28 protein-coding genes and 1 pseudogene are annotated in these 17,312 nt (G+C 65.7%); 11 read left to right on the top strand and 18 right to left on the bottom strand.

Annotation, left to right across the window (positions count from 1 at the left end; translation table 11 throughout):
- Positions 1-35: 35 nt before the first annotated feature.
- Positions 36-278, bottom strand: coding sequence for a CsbD family protein (locus tag HBE63_RS03075; RefSeq protein WP_166903169.1), 243 nt, complete (start codon positions 276-278; stop codon positions 36-38).
- A gap of 178 nt (positions 279-456) precedes the next feature.
- On the opposite strand from HBE63_RS03075, the gene HBE63_RS03080 reads away from it, so the two are divergent.
- Positions 457-1,146: a HemK2/MTQ2 family protein methyltransferase gene (locus tag HBE63_RS03080; RefSeq protein ID WP_243858472.1), complete on the top strand. Its 690-nt coding sequence runs from the start codon at positions 457-459 to the stop codon at positions 1,144-1,146.
- Complete coding sequence (locus HBE63_RS03085; protein WP_166903171.1) at positions 1,143-1,346, top strand: CDGSH iron-sulfur domain-containing protein; 204 nt, start codon at positions 1,143-1,145, stop codon at positions 1,344-1,346. The genes HBE63_RS03080 and HBE63_RS03085 overlap by 4 nt, the downstream gene beginning before the upstream one ends.
- On the opposite strand, the gene HBE63_RS03090 is transcribed toward HBE63_RS03085, so the two are convergent.
- From HBE63_RS03090 to HBE63_RS03105, 4 genes are all read right to left on the bottom strand, one after another.
- On the bottom strand, positions 1,326-2,345 hold the full coding sequence (locus HBE63_RS03090) for an iron-containing redox enzyme family protein (RefSeq protein ID WP_166903173.1): 1,020 nt from the start codon (positions 2,343-2,345) through the stop codon (positions 1,326-1,328). The two genes, HBE63_RS03085 and HBE63_RS03090, sit on opposite strands and share 21 nt — an antisense overlap.
- A gap of 146 nt (positions 2,346-2,491) precedes the next feature.
- Entirely contained in the window at positions 2,492-2,938 is a 447-nt protein-coding gene (locus tag HBE63_RS03095) for a hypothetical protein (protein ID WP_243858473.1), read from the bottom strand.
- Positions 2,925-3,251 (bottom strand): hypothetical protein, encoded by a 327-nt coding sequence (locus tag HBE63_RS31250; protein WP_243858474.1) that lies wholly within the window; start codon positions 3,249-3,251, stop codon positions 2,925-2,927. The genes HBE63_RS03095 and HBE63_RS31250 overlap by 14 nt, the downstream gene beginning before the upstream one ends.
- 12 nt (positions 3,252-3,263) lie before the next feature.
- Positions 3,264-3,473: a hypothetical protein gene (locus tag HBE63_RS03105; RefSeq protein WP_166903174.1), complete on the bottom strand. Its 210-nt coding sequence runs from the start codon at positions 3,471-3,473 to the stop codon at positions 3,264-3,266.
- 407 nt (positions 3,474-3,880) lie between these two features.
- Here HBE63_RS03105 and HBE63_RS03110 point away from each other — a divergent pair, with 407 nt between their 5' ends.
- Positions 3,881-4,243, top strand: coding sequence for an anti-sigma factor (locus HBE63_RS03110; RefSeq protein ID WP_166903176.1), 363 nt, complete (start codon positions 3,881-3,883; stop codon positions 4,241-4,243).
- Here the strand turns inward: HBE63_RS03110 and HBE63_RS03115 are convergent.
- From HBE63_RS03115 to HBE63_RS03125, 3 genes and pseudogenes are all read right to left on the bottom strand, one after another.
- Complete coding sequence (locus HBE63_RS03115; protein ID WP_166903178.1) at positions 4,240-4,668, bottom strand: STAS domain-containing protein; 429 nt, start codon at positions 4,666-4,668, stop codon at positions 4,240-4,242. The two genes, HBE63_RS03110 and HBE63_RS03115, sit on opposite strands and share 4 nt — an antisense overlap.
- Before the next feature lie 351 nt (positions 4,669-5,019).
- Positions 5,020-5,459, bottom strand: a pseudogene (locus HBE63_RS03120) (maleylpyruvate isomerase family mycothiol-dependent enzyme); the annotation flags it as partial.
- Positions 5,460-5,483: 24 nt separating this feature from the next.
- The gene (locus HBE63_RS03125; protein ID WP_166903180.1) at positions 5,484-5,801 is read right to left on the bottom strand and encodes a helix-turn-helix transcriptional regulator; all 318 of its coding nucleotides are present in this window, start codon (positions 5,799-5,801) and stop codon (positions 5,484-5,486) included.
- Between the two features lie 90 nt (positions 5,802-5,891).
- Here HBE63_RS03125 and HBE63_RS03130 point away from each other — a divergent pair, with 90 nt between their 5' ends.
- The 4 genes from HBE63_RS03130 (at position 5,892) to usfY (ending at position 7,091) form a co-directional block, all read left to right on the top strand.
- On the top strand, positions 5,892-6,125 hold the full coding sequence (locus HBE63_RS03130; protein WP_166903182.1) for a hypothetical protein: 234 nt from the start codon (positions 5,892-5,894) through the stop codon (positions 6,123-6,125).
- A gap of 7 nt (positions 6,126-6,132) precedes the next feature.
- The gene (locus HBE63_RS03135) at positions 6,133-6,288 is read left to right on the top strand and encodes a DUF6131 family protein (RefSeq protein WP_166903184.1); all 156 of its coding nucleotides are present in this window, start codon (positions 6,133-6,135) and stop codon (positions 6,286-6,288) included.
- Positions 6,289-6,323: 35 nt separating this feature from the next.
- The gene (locus tag HBE63_RS03140; RefSeq protein ID WP_166903186.1) at positions 6,324-6,581 is read left to right on the top strand and encodes a Rho termination factor; all 258 of its coding nucleotides are present in this window, start codon (positions 6,324-6,326) and stop codon (positions 6,579-6,581) included.
- A 201-nt stretch (positions 6,582-6,782) separates the two neighbouring features.
- Positions 6,783-7,091: a protein UsfY gene (usfY, locus tag HBE63_RS03145; protein WP_166903187.1), complete on the top strand. Its 309-nt coding sequence runs from the start codon at positions 6,783-6,785 to the stop codon at positions 7,089-7,091.
- 2 nt (positions 7,092-7,093) lie between these two features.
- On the opposite strand, the gene HBE63_RS03150 is transcribed toward usfY, so the two are convergent.
- On the bottom strand, positions 7,094-7,438 hold the full coding sequence (locus HBE63_RS03150; protein ID WP_166903189.1) for a hypothetical protein: 345 nt from the start codon (positions 7,436-7,438) through the stop codon (positions 7,094-7,096).
- 51 nt (positions 7,439-7,489) lie between these two features.
- Between HBE63_RS03150 and HBE63_RS03155 the strand changes: the two genes are divergently transcribed.
- Positions 7,490-8,476, top strand: coding sequence for an LLM class F420-dependent oxidoreductase (locus HBE63_RS03155; RefSeq protein ID WP_166903191.1), 987 nt, complete (start codon positions 7,490-7,492; stop codon positions 8,474-8,476).
- Here the strand turns inward: HBE63_RS03155 and HBE63_RS03160 are convergent.
- Positions 8,444-8,635 carry a hypothetical protein gene (locus HBE63_RS03160; protein ID WP_166903193.1) on the bottom strand — a complete coding sequence of 64 codons (192 nt, stop codon included), beginning with the start codon at positions 8,633-8,635 and terminating at the stop codon, positions 8,444-8,446. The two genes, HBE63_RS03155 and HBE63_RS03160, sit on opposite strands and share 33 nt — an antisense overlap.
- A gap of 214 nt (positions 8,636-8,849) precedes the next feature.
- On the opposite strand from HBE63_RS03160, the gene HBE63_RS03165 reads away from it, so the two are divergent.
- Positions 8,850-9,275, top strand: coding sequence for an ATP-binding protein (locus tag HBE63_RS03165; protein ID WP_166903195.1), 426 nt, complete (start codon positions 8,850-8,852; stop codon positions 9,273-9,275).
- Positions 9,276-9,301: 26 nt separating this feature from the next.
- Positions 9,302-10,024, top strand: a complete 723-nt coding sequence (locus HBE63_RS03170; protein WP_243858675.1) for an RNA polymerase sigma factor SigF — start codon at positions 9,302-9,304, stop codon at positions 10,022-10,024.
- On the opposite strand, the gene HBE63_RS03175 is transcribed toward HBE63_RS03170, so the two are convergent.
- Positions 9,995-10,417, bottom strand: coding sequence for an STAS domain-containing protein (locus HBE63_RS03175; protein ID WP_166903199.1), 423 nt, complete (start codon positions 10,415-10,417; stop codon positions 9,995-9,997). The genes HBE63_RS03170 and HBE63_RS03175 overlap by 30 nt on opposite strands.
- Positions 10,418-10,613: 196 nt before the next feature.
- On the opposite strand from HBE63_RS03175, the gene HBE63_RS03180 reads away from it, so the two are divergent.
- Entirely contained in the window at positions 10,614-11,159 is a 546-nt protein-coding gene (locus HBE63_RS03180; RefSeq protein ID WP_166903201.1) for an NTP transferase domain-containing protein, read from the top strand.
- Between the two features lie 8 nt (positions 11,160-11,167).
- Here HBE63_RS03180 and HBE63_RS03185 read toward each other — a convergent pair whose 3' ends face one another.
- The 7 genes from HBE63_RS03185 to HBE63_RS03215 all read right to left on the bottom strand — a co-directional run bounded on the left by HBE63_RS03185 (position 11,168) and on the right by HBE63_RS03215 (position 17,225).
- Positions 11,168-11,917, bottom strand: coding sequence for an SDR family oxidoreductase (locus tag HBE63_RS03185; RefSeq protein ID WP_166903203.1), 750 nt, complete (start codon positions 11,915-11,917; stop codon positions 11,168-11,170).
- 108 nt (positions 11,918-12,025) lie between these two features.
- Positions 12,026-13,021, bottom strand: coding sequence for a malate dehydrogenase (locus HBE63_RS03190; RefSeq protein WP_166903205.1), 996 nt, complete (start codon positions 13,019-13,021; stop codon positions 12,026-12,028).
- Positions 13,018-13,350, bottom strand: a complete 333-nt coding sequence (locus HBE63_RS03195) for a hypothetical protein (RefSeq protein WP_166903207.1) — start codon at positions 13,348-13,350, stop codon at positions 13,018-13,020. Before HBE63_RS03195 ends, HBE63_RS03190 begins: the two co-directional genes overlap by 4 nt.
- Positions 13,351-13,435: 85 nt before the next feature.
- Entirely contained in the window at positions 13,436-15,235 is a 1,800-nt protein-coding gene (locus tag HBE63_RS03200) for an acetyl/propionyl/methylcrotonyl-CoA carboxylase subunit alpha (protein ID WP_166903209.1), read from the bottom strand.
- Positions 15,236-15,425: 190 nt separating this feature from the next.
- On the bottom strand, positions 15,426-15,701 hold the full coding sequence (locus HBE63_RS03205) for a hypothetical protein (protein ID WP_166903211.1): 276 nt from the start codon (positions 15,699-15,701) through the stop codon (positions 15,426-15,428).
- 211 nt (positions 15,702-15,912) lie between these two features.
- Positions 15,913-16,332, bottom strand: coding sequence for a SufE family protein (locus tag HBE63_RS03210; protein ID WP_166903213.1), 420 nt, complete (start codon positions 16,330-16,332; stop codon positions 15,913-15,915).
- Positions 16,329-17,225 (bottom strand): sulfurtransferase, encoded by an 897-nt coding sequence (locus HBE63_RS03215; RefSeq protein WP_166903215.1) that lies wholly within the window; start codon positions 17,223-17,225, stop codon positions 16,329-16,331. The genes HBE63_RS03210 and HBE63_RS03215 overlap by 4 nt, the downstream gene beginning before the upstream one ends.
- Between the last annotated feature and the right edge of the window lie 87 nt (positions 17,226-17,312).

Genomic DNA, 17,312 nt, shown 5'->3' on the forward strand with positions numbered 1-17,312 from the left:
AACGGTGGCTGGGCCATCTCTTCAATGAAGCCGGGCTAGGGTCGCTGGCTCGCCTGCTCACGTTTTTCCGCGGCCTTGGCGCCCGCCCGGGCCGAATCCGCTTCGGCCTCCTTCTTGGCGGCATCCTGCTGGGCGTCGGCCTTGTCCTGCTGGGCTTTGCCCTCGCGCACGAGGTCTTCGCGGCCGGTCACGGTACCGACGGCTTCCTTCGCCTTGCCCTTGACGTCCTCGACGACGCCCTTGATGCCTTCTTCAGGTCCTGAGTTCTTCTCGGTCATGCTTTACCTTTCCGCTGCTGGAGTGGATTGGTCATTCCACGCGGCTTGTCCGCGCACCTCAGGAATTCCCGGATGCCGCGGTGCTAAACGTGACGTGACGAATCGAGTGGCACACGTCACGAAGTTTGCGGACCGCCCGGATGGGTACCGAATAGAGGTGCTTTCCGGGAAGAGCGATATGGCCAGCGAGATGGCCGCAGAGACCATTGCCGTTGGCGCCGAGAGCGTTTACCGGCCGCAGCACGACTCGTGGCTGCTGATCGATGCACTGGAGCGCAGCAATGCGGTGGAGGGCCGCCGGGTGGTGGACCTGTGCGCCGGAAGCGGAGTCGTCGCCATCACCGCCGCCGAGCTGGGCGCCAGTGAGGTGATGGCGCTGGATATTTCGCCGAGCGCGGTGCGGTGTACGCAGGCCAACGCTCTTGCCGCGCAGGTGGATGTCGATGCCAGGCTGGGCTCGTGGATTCAGGCACTCGAACACGAACCCTTCGACCTCGTGGTGTGTAACCCGCCCTACGTTCCGGTGGCGCCGGAAACGTCCGCGGGAATGGTCGTGCCGACCGGGCCGATGGCCTCCTGGAATGGCGGCCCGGACGGCCGGCTGGTGCTCGACCCGCTGTGCCGTTCGGCCGCTGCCATCCTGGCCGAAGGCGGTTCGCTGTTCCTGGTTCAGTCTGAGTTCGCCGATGTCGAGCAGTCGTTGAGGCTGTTACGCGCGGGTGGACTCGATGCGGATGTCTACGCCTCGCAGCGGATTCCATTCGGACCGGTGCTGCACTCGCAGGCCCGTTGGCTGCGCGACACCGGGCGGTTGACGGACGCCAGGACGGAAGAGGAACTGGTGGTCATCCGGGCGGACATGCGATGAGCGAGCCACGGGACGTGCGGGTGGTCCAGGGCGGACCGATCCTCGTCGAGGGGCCGGTGCGGATCGAACTGCCGGACGGGAGCACCGTGGAATCGGATCGGTTCATGGTGGCCATCTGCACCTGTCGCCGGTCCAAGACCTATCCACTGTGCGACACCAGCCACCGCAAGGTCACGCGATCAGGCAAGCGGTCGGCATAGCGAGCTCCGGTTCGCCTGCCAACTCGCCATCAGATGAGCGGCCAGCCGGTCTTCCAACGCGCCGAAGGCTCGTATCCCAAACACCACGTCGGTGTCCAATTCAGGCTCGCGGCTAACCAGATCACCCACCACGTCGTGGCGCACGACCTGTTCGTGTACTGCGTCGGCCTCGACGTGTTCGCGGTAGAACCGCGCACACGCGTCGGGCGCGCCGAGTCGCTGCAGTGCGGTCACCATGCGCTGCGAGCCGGGGGAGGAGGTGATCTCTGTGGCCGCGAAATGCCCGGTGGCGGCGCCCCGGAGCCGGCGGTGCAGTCCGAACATAGACATCAGGTTGACCACCGCAAGAGTCTCGGCCGGTACCGCGTCCAGGTACCCCAGGTAGCTGCTGTCCAGGCCGGCGGCACTCATCAGGTCACCGAACAGTCGTTGATGAACCCGGACTCCTGACCCGGCCCCGTACTCGTCGTATTCGACGGCGACAAAGGAGGCTTTGGCCTGCCCAGTCAATCGTGGGATCAGCCAGGCGTGCGGGTCGCCCTCTTTCAGGTGATACAGCGACCGGTGCACGAAGTACTCCTGCATCTGGTCCCACGTGCCCTCGTCGCGAAGGTGATATGACGGGCCGGTTCCGTGGACAGGCTCGACCGACAGGCGCGCCATCTCCCGCTCCGCGGTGTCCTCGGGAGCGATGCTGCCGACCTCGTGGCGGACCGCTGCGAGAAAGATCCGCTCGAACTGCGAACGCAAGTGCAGCAGCCCAGCATTCCATTCCCAGTTCTGATCGACGCCGGCGAAGCCCCGGTAGTGCAGTTCGTAGCAGATGTAGAGCGCCAGTTGCACATCCAGTCCGAGCGGATCGGAATCGCGCAGCGGCACCCAGACCGGCTCGAGATGATTGTGTGGGGCGCGGTAGCCCAGGCACTCGATGACTGTGCGGGAGATGGGCCCATGCGCGCACGGGAGCCGCGGTTGGGTGGTGTCAGAGAAGGTGGTCATTGCGCGTCTGGTATTCCCGTCCGCGGCGTTTGTAAACCCCGTCGCAGCGTCATCACGGTTTGTCAGCGTCCCTGTCCGGGTATCCCGGATCGGGGTGAGAATCGAGGTCAGCCATGGCCGGGGCAGCACAATCCGATCGGCGCGGATTAGGACTCCTTTTCGAGCGGATCGCCTACATCATCGAGCGCCAGCACCGGCAGGCCCTCACGGAGTACGCCCTCACCGAATTGCTGTGGCACTGCCATGGAGATGAGGTCACTGACTCCGCAGAGCCGGTGAGTTTCGGCGATAGCCAACACGCAGCGTGACGTGGCCAGACCCGACTCTGCCCACATCGTCCCAGACGCCAGGAAGGTCCCGCGATGGCGCCATGCGGCAATGGTTGCGATGAGCCAGGGCGCGTCGAGGTCGGTGCGCTCGTAACCCAGATACGACGAGCCGGTGCGGGGGCTGATCACCAGGCCGGTCAGTTCTGGGCTGCGCGGGTGATCGGAGCTGTCGCCGGTGAGCCGGAGTCGGACATCGATGACGGTCCCGACCCGGTGGTGGCCGGCGTCCAGCACCCGGAGCCCGAGGAGGCTACTCAGCTGCATGACGCCCTCCCGGGATACGGGCGACGATGTGGTCGCGCAGCCAACGCTCTACCCAATCGGCGTCCGACGGCAGCTCGGTAGCCGTCAGCCGCACGGTCACGCCGACCGAGGCGACCTGCTTCCACGGAATTTCGTGCAACATCGATCGCGGCGGTGCACCACCGAGGATGCGGGTCATCATCACCTCGGACATGCCGTCGCGGTTGGCAGGACAGCAGGTCGGCAGCAGACCCAGCGCGACCACCAGCAGGACGGCAAGCAGCGCCGCCCGTATTCGTCGCGGTTTGTCTTCGGGGTCTCCTTCGTCGGCCACGGCGCCCTACCCTCACCCGGGCAGCGTCTCGCCGTCTTCGCGGCCGGCGTCCTCCGCGACCACCTCACGTTGTTCCTGCCAATCGGGATCGGTCGCCTCCAAGGGCGGACTGTCTGGTCCGGAGACCGGTGCTTCGACATCGGGTACCGGTTCGCTCTGCTCACGTTGCTGCTCGAGCGCATCGGCAACCGGCACTTCGTCGGACATGTGGTCGCGCGTCATGCGGCCGGAATACCCCGTGGCAGCTTGATCAAACGGTTCGCGGGTCGTGTCTGCCTGCGCACCTTGCGGAACCAGCCTCTCGATCCGTTGTAGCGTCGCTGAATCCGCGACGGCGGCACCACTGTCGTTGCGGTAGCTGAATCCACGGCCGCTGCGGGACTCGGCGCAACCCGGGCCCGCCGACGACGCTGCGACGTAGCCTCATTTCTGCCGACCCTTCGGTTTGGCGACCGGACGATCGTGGGTACGCGACATGTATGTCATCGTCCGACCGGGAACCGTGGCCCCCGCTGACCGTGCTGCACGGTCGGCGAACACCCCACTGGGGACCTGGCCACACCAGCGGACCACGAGCTGTCGAAATCCGGGTGCCCGCCCGCGCTGACGCTCTGGCGTTGGTGAGGTCGATGACGTGGTCCCTGGCCAACTATGAAGAGCTGGACGGCGATACAGCTACTGACTTGGCACTGGCGGTTGACGAAGCATGCACGGTGCTGATCGCCATGGCTGAGCCCGGCACCGATCTGGTGCTCGTCGAAGACCCCCGCGCACGCGAACTCAATGTTCGGGTGTCGACGATCTGCGATGAGGTCCATGTCAACCCCGGCAGCGTCTTCTTGAGCGGGTTCAGCCGTCGGGTACTCGAGGCTTTGACCCATAAGGTCGGCAGCTTCGTCGAAGACGCCGATTTTGCGACGACGGGAAGTAATCAGCCGGTACTGGGCATTTCGCTGACGATCCGGCGGCGCTGGGCCGCGGCATCCGGTTAGCCGGGTACGTTCACCATCTGCAGCTGCCGTGGCTGACTGCGCAGCATCGACAGGGCGGCAGGTAGGCCGTTGGAGATCGGCAGGGCGCGAGCCGGATCACAAATGCCCAGCACCCGGGATACGGGAGTGCTGGGAATCAACACCCAGTCGATGTTCTCGCCGGCACAGCGCACGTTGAGGGTGTGCAGACAGGCAAAGCAGCCTGCACCGAAGAACTCAACCTCACTCAGGTCCAGGACAAGCTGTCCGCTCGGCCTGCTGTGCCGGATTCCGCATTCGGTCAGCTCAGCGGCATTGGACGCATCCAGCTCACCGTGGACACTGATCACTGCCGTGGCCGGCCACAACCATTGAGCACAGAATTCCGCGCGGGTGTGGTTGTTGGAGATTTGTGTGGCGCGTTTCGCCACGTTCATGGTGGACATTTGTGACTCCCTCAGTAGAAACACTGTGGTCACGTCACACTTCAGGCTCTGTAGGCTCAAAACCCCTGGATGCAAGGGCTATCACGACCCTGCACCCGATGACGATTCCGGGGCGGCTGTGAACTCAACCTGCATGGAACACTACGCCGTATCACGGGCTCGAACAATCCATCTGGGATCTTCATACGACCCTCGCGTCGCGTCAGCCACATGCGCCACATTACTACCGAGTGGGTAACAGATTGGTCGTACGCAGCGCTGCCCCATGACTGGAACGCTTTGGGGCACAACTGTATCAACGCCGTGCGTCAAAGGCGGCCGAGCAGGATTGCCGCACCGGTGAGATCCTCGGCGGCCGGTCATGGCCAGCAGCAATGCCTCGCCGGGGCCGGTGACCTCCGGCCCGCTGCCGTATTCCACTCGACATCGTTGGCGCGCAGTCGAAGTCCTTTGATTCGCCGGCCTGCGCCAAGTCGCGGGTTGCCCGGCACCAGGGGCAGGACTCGATGCAGTCGCTGCGCGGGCACGATCCGGGGGCGGCCGAGTGCGCGGCGGATGTCCTGATGGTGGACGGTGGCGTCGACCAGGCCGATCATGCCGCTCGTCGGCGTGCACGACCCGCCCCTTTGCGAAGCGCTTGAGCAACCCGGGAAGCTTCAGTCCTCGTAGCTGATCACGTGCGCCACAACGTCTTTCACGGTCCAACCTGTGCACCGTGACGCCGTGCGCCACTCGTCAGGAGTCACTGTGGACAGGAGTGCGGCGAGATCGGTTCGCTCGCCAGGCCAGATCCATGAGCGACGGCTCGTTGGGTGTCACGTCTGTACGCCCTGCTCGACGATGTCCTTGTACGTGTCCAGCGCCTGGCCCCAGAAGCTGTCCAGCTCGGCGCGAAGTACCGCGACGCCGTCGGGATTGACGTGATAGACACGGCGTGTCCCGGTAGCCCGATCGCCAACCAGTCCAGCGCATTTCAGCACTTTCAGGTGTTGGGAGACCGCCGGCCGGCTGATCGGGAGCTCGCGGGCCAACTCGCCCACCGCCATCGGTCCCGCTGCCAGCCGCTTGACGATGGCCCGCCGGCTGCCATCGGCCAGGGCGGTCCATGGATCGCCCACTGGGTAGGTCGTCATGAACAGTAAGTCTACGCTTACCATTAGCTGGGGTCGAGCCTTCGTGGGCGCCAAGTTTGACCCGCCCGTCAGCGGGGTATTTCGCATGTCATGAGACTTGGTGGATTGTTTGGAACGCTCGTGCTCATCTGGCTGATCATCGGCGTGGTGGCGGCCTGGCAGCGCGACTATTTCCATGGTGGATCAACGAACTGCGCGACTGCGGGCGCCATAGCGCTCACGGTCATCGCCGGTCCGCTCAACTATGCGGGCGTCAACCCGAAGGTGGACGAATGCCGTTTGCCGCAACCCAGCGCGATGGGTTCCATCGCGGCTGTGAATTGAGGTCGCAATGATTGTGCTCGGGGCAATTCTGCTCATCCTCGGCTTGATCTTCAATGTGTACCTGCTCTGGGTGGTGGGCGTGATCCTGCTGGTCATCGGCGGCGTGTTCTGGCTGCTCGGGGCGATCGGACGGCCGGTCGCCGGGCGGCGAAGCTGGTACTGACCAAAGAAGCTGGTACTGACCAAAGGAGGTGCATGATGCCGAATCCGTCTATCAAGGACGAGAAGCTCTACGAGGAGTTGCGAGACGAGGGCAATTCCAAGGAGAAATCAGCGCGGATCTCCAACGCCGCTGCCGCCAGAGGCCGTTCGAGTGTCGGCCGCTCGGGCGGCGAGTCCGGTTCCTATGACGACTGGACGGTCGATCACCTGCGGAAGCGGGCGAAAGAGCTTGGCATCAAAGGGTATTCCGACAAGAACAAGCGCGAGCTGATCGGGATGCTCCGAAACCATTGATTGTCTGCCCCGATCCGAGGGGGCCCGGCCACGGCGCATCTATCGGCGGGCGTATGCCCTGATCACGGCGCTTTGGTCGGGCTGTACTCGCAGCGGGTGCAGACGATCATGGTGTTTTTCTCGCCAGAGCCGCCCAGGAGATCTAACGTGGAGGCAGCCCATGTACGGCAGGTTGGGTGAGAAGTGGCGGAAGGAGCAGCCATGCACGGCCCAAAAGATCCAGTTGACCACTCAAGGACAACCCGGCCGCATGCGGGCGAGTCGATGAAGGACAACGTCATCATGCCCGCGCTGGTACTGATCCTCGTGGGGTTGGTGCTGTTCGTCGGCACTCTGGCGGCGTTCGCCACCGGCCATTCCGATGTCGGCCTGATGGTGGGCACGTTGTCTGCCGCCGGGTTTGTCATCGGATCGATGTGGCTGGCACTCGAGCACATGCGGGTGCGTCGCATCGAGGAACGCTGGTACACCGACCATCCCGGCGTGATGAGGCAGCGGCCCAGCAGCTGAGCTCAGAAGGTGAGTGCCAGCACCGCGAAATCGATTGCCAGCAGTGCTAGTCCGGCCAGAGGGACCAGCACGCCGTACCGCAGCCGCGAGGTGAATATCGATACGGCGATCGTGACCACGGGCACCACCGGCGCGCCGTAGAACAGAATCCCGAACCAGAATTCGCCTGGGCCCTTGCTTGCGCAGACGTCGCCGGTGCACCCGGCCATGCTCATCACCGCACCCATGCCGTACAGGAACACCGCGACAGCCGCCGGCACCGTCAACACGGCCAGCACCCAGGTCATCGAGATCCGGAGTCGGCGATTTCCTTGGCCCTGTGTCTGCACAGTCTGTGATTCGGTCATTGGCTCCGCATACCCAGTTTCACGAACTTCTGCACGGGTATTCCCTGCGGCATGGCCAGATTCGGATACACCTTGATGACCGAGCAGAGCGGCCCGCGACAGCTTGTCGGCTATGCCGTGTCGGCCGAGCAGGCCGGATTCGATTTCGAAGTGATCAGCGATCACTACAGCCCATGGCTGGCCAGCCAGGGCCACGCTCCCAACGCGTGGCCGGTGCTGGGGGCGGTGGCCCACTCCACGGACGTCGTGCAACTGTATTCGTATGTGACCTGTCCGACGATCCGATATCACCCGGCGATCATCGCCCAGCAGGCCGCCACCGTGCAGATCCTGGCTGACGGCCGGTTCACCCTCGGCGTCGGCAGCGGGGAGAACCTCAACGAACACGTGGTGGGTCAGGGATGGCCCACCGTCGAGCGTCGCCTCGACATGCTCGCCGAGGCGATCAAGCTGATCCGAGAACTGCTCACCGGGGACCTGATCGATTTCCGGGGCGAGTTCTACGAGGTGGACTCCGCGCGTATCTGGGATGTGCCCGAAGTTCCGGTGACCATCGGCGTATCCATGACCGGTGAGAAAGCCGTCGCGAAGCTCGCCGTGGCGGCCGATCACCTGATCAACGTCGCGCCCGACCGCGCGATCGTGAGGGACTGGCACGAGCGTCGCCACGCAACCGGCGCGCTGCCCGAGGGACGGGTGATCGGACAGGTCCCGGTGTGCTGGGATCCCGACCGGGTGACGGCGGTGGAGCGGGCCCATGACCAGTTCCGCTGGTTCGGCGGCGGCTGGGCGGTCAACGCGGACCTGCCGACCCCGGCGGGGTTCGCCGCCGCAACCCAGTACGTGCGTCCCGAGGATGTGGCCGCGGCGATCCCGTGTGGCCCGGACCTGGACGCGATCGTCGCCGCGGTGGCCCCCTATCTCGATGCGGGATTCACCGATGTCGCGTTGGTCCAGATCGGTGACCAGGGCCAGCAGAGATTCCTCGACGAGGCGGCAAAACCCCTACTGGCCGCGCTGCGTGCCGAGTTCGACTGAGGGTCCGGCAGACATCGGATGACCCAGCCGCATCGCAATCGGCAGCAACAGCCAGATTCCGACGAACGTCAGCAGGGCTACGGTCCCGGCGATCTCCCCGGCCTCGCGCCCGGCCACCGTTGCTCCAGTTGCGGTCCAGCCGTTCGGGTTCCGTTTCATGGCGGGCGGTCTGGTCCCAGGTCTGAACCAGCTCGGGGCGGCCCGGATCCATATTGTCGATAATCCCACGAGCTCATAGGTTTCGGGTTGTGCTGCGATGGGCATCCCTGGCCGGAGGTCCCACGTGGGGTCGTTTCAGGGCGCAGGAAAGGAACGGCAGTGAGGTGAGGGTCCAAACCTGGGATACTGTCGATCCGAGATGCCGGGAGGTGAGATGGCCGACGAACCCAAGCCGCTGAATCGCGCGGAGCGGTCAGTGGAGATTCGGGTCGCTGCCAGGCTGGAGAACCTGGCCGTAGTGCGCACACTGGTCGCTGCGGTAGCAGCATTCGAAGACCTTGATTTCGACGTCGTCGCCGACTTGCGGCTGGCTGTTGACGAGGCCTGTACCGCTTTGATACGGGGCGCAGTCCCTGATTCGAGCCTGCATCTGATCGTCGATCCGGGTGAGGAGGCGGTGGTGATCACCGCCTCCACTGCCTGTACGGGTGCCGCGGTGGTCGAGCCGGGCAGCTTCAGCTGGCACGTGTTGAGTTCCCTGACCGACGAGGTCAAGACCTTCACCGACGGTGACGGGCCCGACGTTGGCCAGGTGTTCGGAATCACCCTGACGACGAGACGAGCGAGCCTGCTGCGGTGACGTCGGAATATGCGGACGTTCGCGACATGTTCCGCAAGCTCAGCGGGCTGTCCGAGAACTCGTCGGCCTACGAACGCCAACGTGAGCGGATTGTCGAGCGGTGTCTGCCGCTCGCCGATCACATCGCCCGGCGGTTCGACGGCCGTGGTGAAGCGCGTGACGACCTGACCCAGGTGGCGAGGGTCGGCCTGGTCAACGCCGTCAACCGATTCGATGTCGAGGCCGGATCAGACTTTGTGTCGTTCGCAGTGCCCACGATCATGGGCGAGGTCCGGCGCCACTTCCGGGACAACAGCTGGTCGGTCAAGGTGCCGCGGCGGCTCAAGGAACTGCACCTGCGGCTCGGCGCGGCGACTGGGGAGCTGTCTCAAAGGTTGGGCCGTGCGCCGACAGCCTCTGAGCTTGCCGTGGAACTCGACATGGACCGCGAAGAGGTGGTCGAAGGACTGGTCGCGGGCAGTTCGTACAACACGCTGTCGATCGACAGCGGGGGCGGCGGCGACGAGGACGCGCCGGCGATAGTCGACACACTCGGCGATATGGACACCGGTCTGGATCAGATCGACAATCGCGAAACGTTGCGGCCGTTGCTTGCTCAATTACCTGAGCGGGAACGAATGGTGCTGTTGCTGCGATTCTTCGAATCCATGACGCAGACGCAGATCGCCGAACGTGTCGGCGTCTCGCAGATGCATGTGTCGAGACTGCTGGCGAAATCGCTAGCGCGACTTCGTGACCAGCTGCAGTAGCGGGGTTTTGCCGTTCAGCGTGGATAGTGCCGCAGCCACGCTGTAGCACGTGTGCAACGCCGAATCCGGGTCGCAGATGCGCAGCAGCCGGTTCACTGCCTTGCTGGGTACCAGTACCCAGTCGATATCGGCTGCCGAGCAACGCAATTGGATCGCCATGAGGGCGGAATATCCTGCGGTACCGAAAAATTGGACATCCGTGAGGTCGACCGCGACGCGCTGTGCCTTGGCAGTGTGCCGCAATGCGTAGTCGGTGAAATCGCCTGCGTTGACGGCGTCGATCTCGCCGTTGACGCTGATCACCGCTGTTGACGGCGGTAGCCAGCGAGTCGCAAACGTCGCAGGAGATTCGTCGGCCCGGTCGGTCATTGCATACGTCGAGAAGACGGTCATGAATAGCTCCATCAGTCGTAATACGCGTATTCGTACTGTTGGTGCGGCGCCAATCGACAGCAATGCGAGTTCCCGCGCGTATGTCGATGACGCTCGCTGCGGCTGTGAACTCAACCTGTAATGGACCCTACCGCGATCAAGGTCATCGAACAATTTGTCTGAGTGGATTCTTAGAGTGTCAAGTCAGAATATTCGCATGTCGAACGCCGACGCAGTCGCCGGGGTGGTGCTGGCCGCCGGTGCGGGCAGCCGCTTCGGAATGCCGAAAGTTCTTGCTGAAGACGGTGTTTGGCTCCGACGGGCAGTGACCGCACTTGCCGGCGGTGGCTGCGACGAGGTGATCGTGGTGCTGGGGGCCGCCGTGGTCGACGTGCCTGCCCCGGCTCGCGCCGTGGTGGCCGCCCGCTGGGCCGACGGTATGAGTGCGTCGGTACGCGAAGGGCTGGCAGCCACCGGCAACGCCGAATGGGTCGTCCTGCACACCGTCGACACCCCGGACGTCGGGGCCGATGTCGTGGCCCGGGTCGTGGGCGCGGCGCGTGGCTCCGGTTCCGGTCTGGCCCGCGCCCGCTATGACGGCCGTCCCGGACATCCCGTCGTCGTGGCCCGCAGGCACCTCGGGGCGCTGGCCGCGGCCCTGGACGGCGACCAGGGCGCCCGAGCGTTTCTTGCCGGCCGCGACGACGTCGTCGCGGTGGAGTGCGGTGACCTCGCCACCGGTCTCGATATCGACGAGGGCTGACCGCCCCGTCAACGGAAGGCGTACCCGCCGTCTGGGAAGAGGGTGGAACCGGTAGTGATCCGGCTGTTGAGCAGGTATCCCACCGACTGCGCGATCTCATCCTCGTCGGCCAACCGTCCGATCGTGGAGGCGTCGCGATAGGCCGCAAACGCCTGTTCCCGGATGGCGGGATCGCGTTGGCTCCACAGATTGCCCTCGACTGTGCCAGGGGCAATCGCGTTGACGGTCACCGGCGACAATTCCACAGCCAACCCACGGGCCAGGCCTTCGATCGCCGCGTTGGCCGCGCTGTACGCAGGGGCGACCGCAGCCGGGCGGGCACTGGCGGCGCCCGACATCAACACGATGGCGGCGTCAGGGCTCAGCACCGGAATCGCCGACTTGACCACGCGGTACTGACCCCAGAACTTGGAGTCGAACGCCGTGGCCGCCTGATCGACGCTGAGCCGGGCCAGCGGACCGGTCAGGTAGTCAGCGGCGGTGGTGAACAGGCCGTGGACGGAGCCGAACCTGGTACCGACGAAATCGAAGAACGCGTCGATCGAATCCTGATCAGCTGTGTCAACCCGATGCCAACCGGCTTGTGGTCCGAGGGTTGCCGCGGCGGCGGCCAACCTCTCCGGCGTGCGGCCGCCCAAGACGACCGTGCCCTTCCCGGCAGTGACGAGGCGGGCGGTCGCCAGACCGATGCCTGAACCGCCGCCGATGAGGACGATGTTGCGGCCTGCAAACGGGTGTGTCGAAGGATGAGTTGGCATGCGCCGAGGCTAGAAGCTCGAAGTGCGGCCGAGCCGCCTGCACAAGGCAGTTCGGGTTGCCGCCTGCTTATTCCGCACGATTCATGGTGAGTGAAAGCCGCCGAAGGGCTACAGCAGGCCCAGTCGTTCGACTGCGTGGCGCTCGTCGAGAAGTTCGACCACTGACGCATCGATCCGGGCCCGGGAGAACTCGTTGATCTCCAGACCTTCGACGATTTCCCACGTGCCGTCGACCGCGCGCACCGGCAGTGAGGCGACTACGCCCTCGGGGACCCCGTAGACGCCGGGAGACGGCAGTGCCACCGATGTCCAGTCATCGGGGTCGGTGCCGTCCACCCAATCCCGGACGTGGTCGATAGCGGCGTTGGCGGCCGACGCCGCCGACGAGGTGCCACGGGCCTCGATGATCGCGGTACCGCGGGCGGCGACGGTCGGGATGAAGTCGTTGCTCAGCCAGTCGTTGTCCGATGCGTAATCGGAGCCCGGGCGCCCGTCGACCACCGCGTGGAAGATGTCGGGATACATGGTCGGGGAGTGGTTGCCCCACACCGTCACCCGGGACACGTCGGTGACGTGCACGCCCGCGTGGGTGGCCAGGGCGGCCACCGCCCGGTTGTGGTCGAGCCGGGTCAGCGCGGTGAATCGCTCAGCCGGGATGTCGGGGGCGTGGGCCGCAGCCACCAGCGCGTTGGTGTTCGCCGGATTGCCGACCACGACGATGCGTACATCATTGGCCGCGCCGGCATTCAGGGCCTTGCCGGACTCGGCGAAGATCGCGGCGTTGGCCGCCAACAGGTCTGCGCGTTCCATGCCTTTACTGCGTGGCCTGGCCCCGACCAGCAGCGCGACATCGACACCGTCGAACGCCCGCACCGGGTCGTCGTGAATCTCGACGTCGACCAGCCCGTCGAAGGCGCTGTCGACCAACTCCATGACCACGCCTTCGGCCGCGCGGATCGCCGAGGGCAGCTCCAGCAGGCGCAGCTTCACCGGCACATCGCGCCCCAGCAGGGCACCGGCGCCGATGCGGAACAGCGCGGCATAGCCGATCTGGCCGGCCGCACCGGTGACCGTGACCACCTTGGGGCTTGCGGGTGTGCTCACGTGTGCACCTCCAACCCGAGGATTTCCGTGGCGTAGCGCCGCACGGTGTCCTCCGAGATGGCGGCGGCGTCCTCGAAGCCGGGACGGCCCCGACTGCTCAGGAACCCGGTGACGGGATCCAGGACCACTTCGGCAAGCAGTTCGCCGGTGGTCGGCTCGCATACAGCCCAGGTGTACCGCGTGTCATCGGCCCAGCCGTCCTCGGCGTCGTGCACGTAGTCCAGGTCCGACTCGCCCAGATCGGCGAGTGCGTGCCGGTCGTCGACGCGATCATCGGCGCGCAGGCCGCGCAGATACCACTGGCCGTTGTTGATCTCTACGGGTTCCACCGGACCTCCAAAATGCCGAATGGCCACTTACGACACAAGATTCAACAGAATCCGTGCCACAAGTGGCCACTCGGTGTGAAAAGAATTACTTGATCTCGGCGATCACGGTGCCCTGGGTGATGGCGGCACCGGCCTCGACAGCCAACCCGGTGATGACGCCGTCCTTGTGGGCGGTCACCGGGTTCTCCATCTTCATGGCCTCCAGAACCACCACGAGGTCGCCTGCGGCCACCTCCTGGCCCTCCTCGACGGCCACCTTGACCACGGTGCCCTGCATCGGCGCGGTCACCGAGTCACCCGATGCGGCTGCGCCGCCGCTGGCGCCGCGCTTGCGGGCCTTGGGCTTCTTCCTGAGGGCGCCGGTCGCGCCACCGCCCGCACCGCCACCGCCGAGTGCCAGGTCTCCCGGCAGTGACACCTCGAGGCGACGCCCACCGACCTCGACAACCACGGTCTGGCGAGGAACGGTGTCCTCTTCCTCGATCGGGTCGCCACCGGTGAACGGCTCGACAGTGTTGTCCCACTCGGTTTCGATCCAGCGGGTGTGCACGGTGAAACCGTCCTCGTCGCCGATGAAGGCGGGGTCGGACACCACGGCACGGTGGAACGGGATGACGGTGGCCAGTCCCTCGACGTTGAACTCGGCCAGCGCACGACGCGAGCGGGCCAGGGCCTCGTCGCGGGTGGCACCCGACACGATCAGCTTGGCCAGCATCGAGTCGAACTGACCGCCGATGACGGAGCCGGACTCCACTCCGGAGTCCATCCGGACACCCGGGCCCGTGGGGGCCTCGAACTTGGTGACGGGGCCGGGGGCGGGCAGGAAGCCGCGGCCGGCGTCCTCACCGTTGATGCGGAACTCGAACGAGTGGCCGCGCGGGGTCGGATCCTCGGTGATGTCCAGCGCCTCACCGTTGGCGATCTTGAACTGCTGCAGGACCAGGTCGATGCCGGAGGTCTCCTCGGTGACCGGGTGCTCGACCTGCAGACGGGTGTTGACCTCCAGGAAGGAGATCAGGCCGTCCTGGCCGACCAGGTACTCGACGGTGCCGGCACCGTAGTACCCGGCCTCCTTGCAGATGCGCTTGGCGGACTCGTGGATCTCCTTGCGCTGCGCGTCGGTCAGGAACGGGGCCGGGGCTTCCTCGACCAGCTTCTGGAAGCGGCGCTGCAGCGAGCAGTCACGGGTACCGGCGACGACGACGTTGCCGTGTGTATCGGCGATCACCTGGGCCTCGACGTGGCGCGGCTTGTCCAGGTAGCGCTCGACGAAGCACTCGCCGCGACCGAACGCGGCGACGGCCTCACGGGTCGCCGACTCGAACAGTTCGGGGATCTCCTCGATGGTGCGGGCCACCTTCATGCCGCGACCGCCACCGCCGAAGGCGGCCTTGATCGCGACCGGCACGCCGAACTCCTTGGCGAACGCGACGACCTCGTCGGCGTTCTTGACCGGGTCCGGTGTGCCCGGCACCAGAGGCGCCTTGGCCTTGGCGGCGATGTGGCGGGCGGTGACCTTGTCACCGAGATCGCGGATCGACTGCGGGCTCGGCCCGATCCAGATCAGCCCGGCGTCGAGCACGGCCTGGGCGAAATCGGCGTTCTCCGACAGGAAGCCGTAACCCGGGTGGATGGCGTTGGCGCCTGACTTCGCGGCGGCGTCCAGGATCTTCTCGAAGACCAGGTAGGACTGGGCTGAGGTCTGGCCCCCCAGGGCGAAAGCTTCATCGGCGAGCCGCACATGCGGTGCATCAGCGTCAGGCTCGGCATAAACGGCCACGCTGGCCAGTCCGGCGTCCTTGGCGGCGCGGATCACCCGGACCGCGATCTCCCCGCGATTGGCGACCAGCACCTTGGAGATCTTTGAGCTGGCGTGGTTGGCCACGGTGCCTCCTCGGCAGTGTTCTCTAAGAAACGTCTTTAAGAATCTATCGCGGGCAGTTTATGCGCCGCACCTTGGCGCTCGCCAAACCGGTATCGGTTACTGGTGAGTAGGGTTCGGCTCGGATTTCTCTGTGAACCCATCACTCCTGTTGACGACCAGAATTCGCGTGTCGACCGGCAGCCGGACGCCATTACTGTTGGTCCGTGGGCGCGGCGATATTCATCATTGCCGTGGGCGTGTTGGTGGGCGGCGTGATGGTCGCGGCGCCCAGGAGGATCTGGTGGGCCACCCAGTCCTGGAAGTTCCGCGATCCCGATGCCGAAGCGCAACAGCGGGCAGCCGAGGTGGCCTTCGTGGTGCGGACGATCGACGGACCGTGGACGCGGAACTCGTCTGGGCGCCAACCAAACTCGGCGACGTCGAACACGCCGACGACTGTCGGCTGGGCAACAAGTACGTGATCCACGCGGTCGATGTCAGAGACGCGACAGCGACGACTCCGATCCGCACCAAAGGGCCAATCGTCAATCCGGAGGGCAGCGAGATCAACCTCGCGCCGGGGAACGGCAGACGGTACGGGCGTTCCGACGATACTCACCGATGGCCCGGCGGCCGATCGCCGCGGCACCATCGTCATGCCGCCTGCGCCTGGCAACCGGGTTCCTGGAAAGCGCTGATCAGGCGCCGCGCAGCCGCCGCTTGATCCGCGCCAGCATCGCCGACATACCGCGCAGCCGTAGCGGGCTGATCAACGCGGCCAGACCCAGCGCGGTGTAGAAGTCGTCGGGCACCGCCAGGATGTCATCGGCCGACTGGCCATCCAGGCCGGTCGCCAAGATGGCGGCGAAGCCCCGCGTCGTCGGGGCCTCCGGGGGAGCGCTGAAGAACAGCCGCACCTTGCCCCGATCGGACGCGTCGACGTCCAGAAACAGCGGGGACTGGCATTCCGGCACGGGCTCCATCCCCGCCTCCTCGAGATGAGTCGGCAGAGGGGGAAGCTCGTTGGCGAACTCCAGCAACAGCTGCAACTTGTCCTGGCCGGCCACCTCCTGGAAGTCGGAGACAACCTCTGCCAGGGCGGCCGGCATCGAACTCATGAGGCGCCCGGAGCCTCACCTGCATCGGGGCCGACGGCCACTGGCACCCGCACGGCATTGCCCCACTCGGTCCACGAGCCGTCGTAGTTGCGCACACCGGGCAGCCCGAGCAGGTGGGTCAGGACAAACCAGGTGTGGCTGGAGCGCTCACCGATGCGGCAGTACACCACCGTCTTGTCGTCGGGGTTGAGGAAGCCGTAGAGCTCCTCGAGCTCGGCGCGGCTGCGGAACTGGCCGCTGTCGCGGGCGGCCTTGGCCCACGGGATCGACTTCGCCGTGGGGATGTGCCCGCCGCGCAGCGCGCCTTCCTCCGGGTAGTCGGGCATGTGGGTGCGTTCGCCGGTGTACTCCTGGGGCGAGCGGACGTCGATCAACGGCTGCTTGCCGAGAATGTCCAGCACGTCGTTGCGGTAGGCCCGGATCGGGGCGTCGTTGCGTTCCACGACCGGATAGCCGCTGGACTGTCGGGTGGGCACCTCAAGGGTGGTGTCGCGGCCGTGGGAAACCCACAGGTCGCGGCCTCCGTCGAGCAGGCGCACGTCGGGGTGACCGAACAGAGTGAACACCCACAGCGCGTAGGCCGCCCACCAGTTGCTCTTGTCGCCATAGATGACGACGGTGTCGTCGCGGCTGATGCCCTTGCGATCCATCAGTTCGGCGAACTGCTCACCGTCGATGTAGTCACGCACATTGGGGTCGTTGAGGTCGAGATGCCAGTCGATCTTGACCGCGCCGGGGATGTGGCCCGTGTCGTAGAGGAGGACATCCTCGTCGGATTCGACGATGGCCAAACCGGGCCGGCCCAGGTTGCTGGCCAGCCAGTCGGCGGTGACCAGACGCTCCGGATGGGCGTACTCGGCAAGAGTGGGGCTGGGATCAGCAGGCAGCGGCACACCAAGAGCGTACCGTCGGGCCGGATATCCGGGGTGTGGCAGTGCCTACGACCGGCGCAGATTGCCGCATCGGGGGCCCGTTGCGCG

Source organism: Mycobacterium sp. DL440, from assembly GCF_011745145.1.
Classification (GTDB): Bacteria; Actinomycetota; Actinomycetes; order Mycobacteriales; family Mycobacteriaceae; genus Mycobacterium.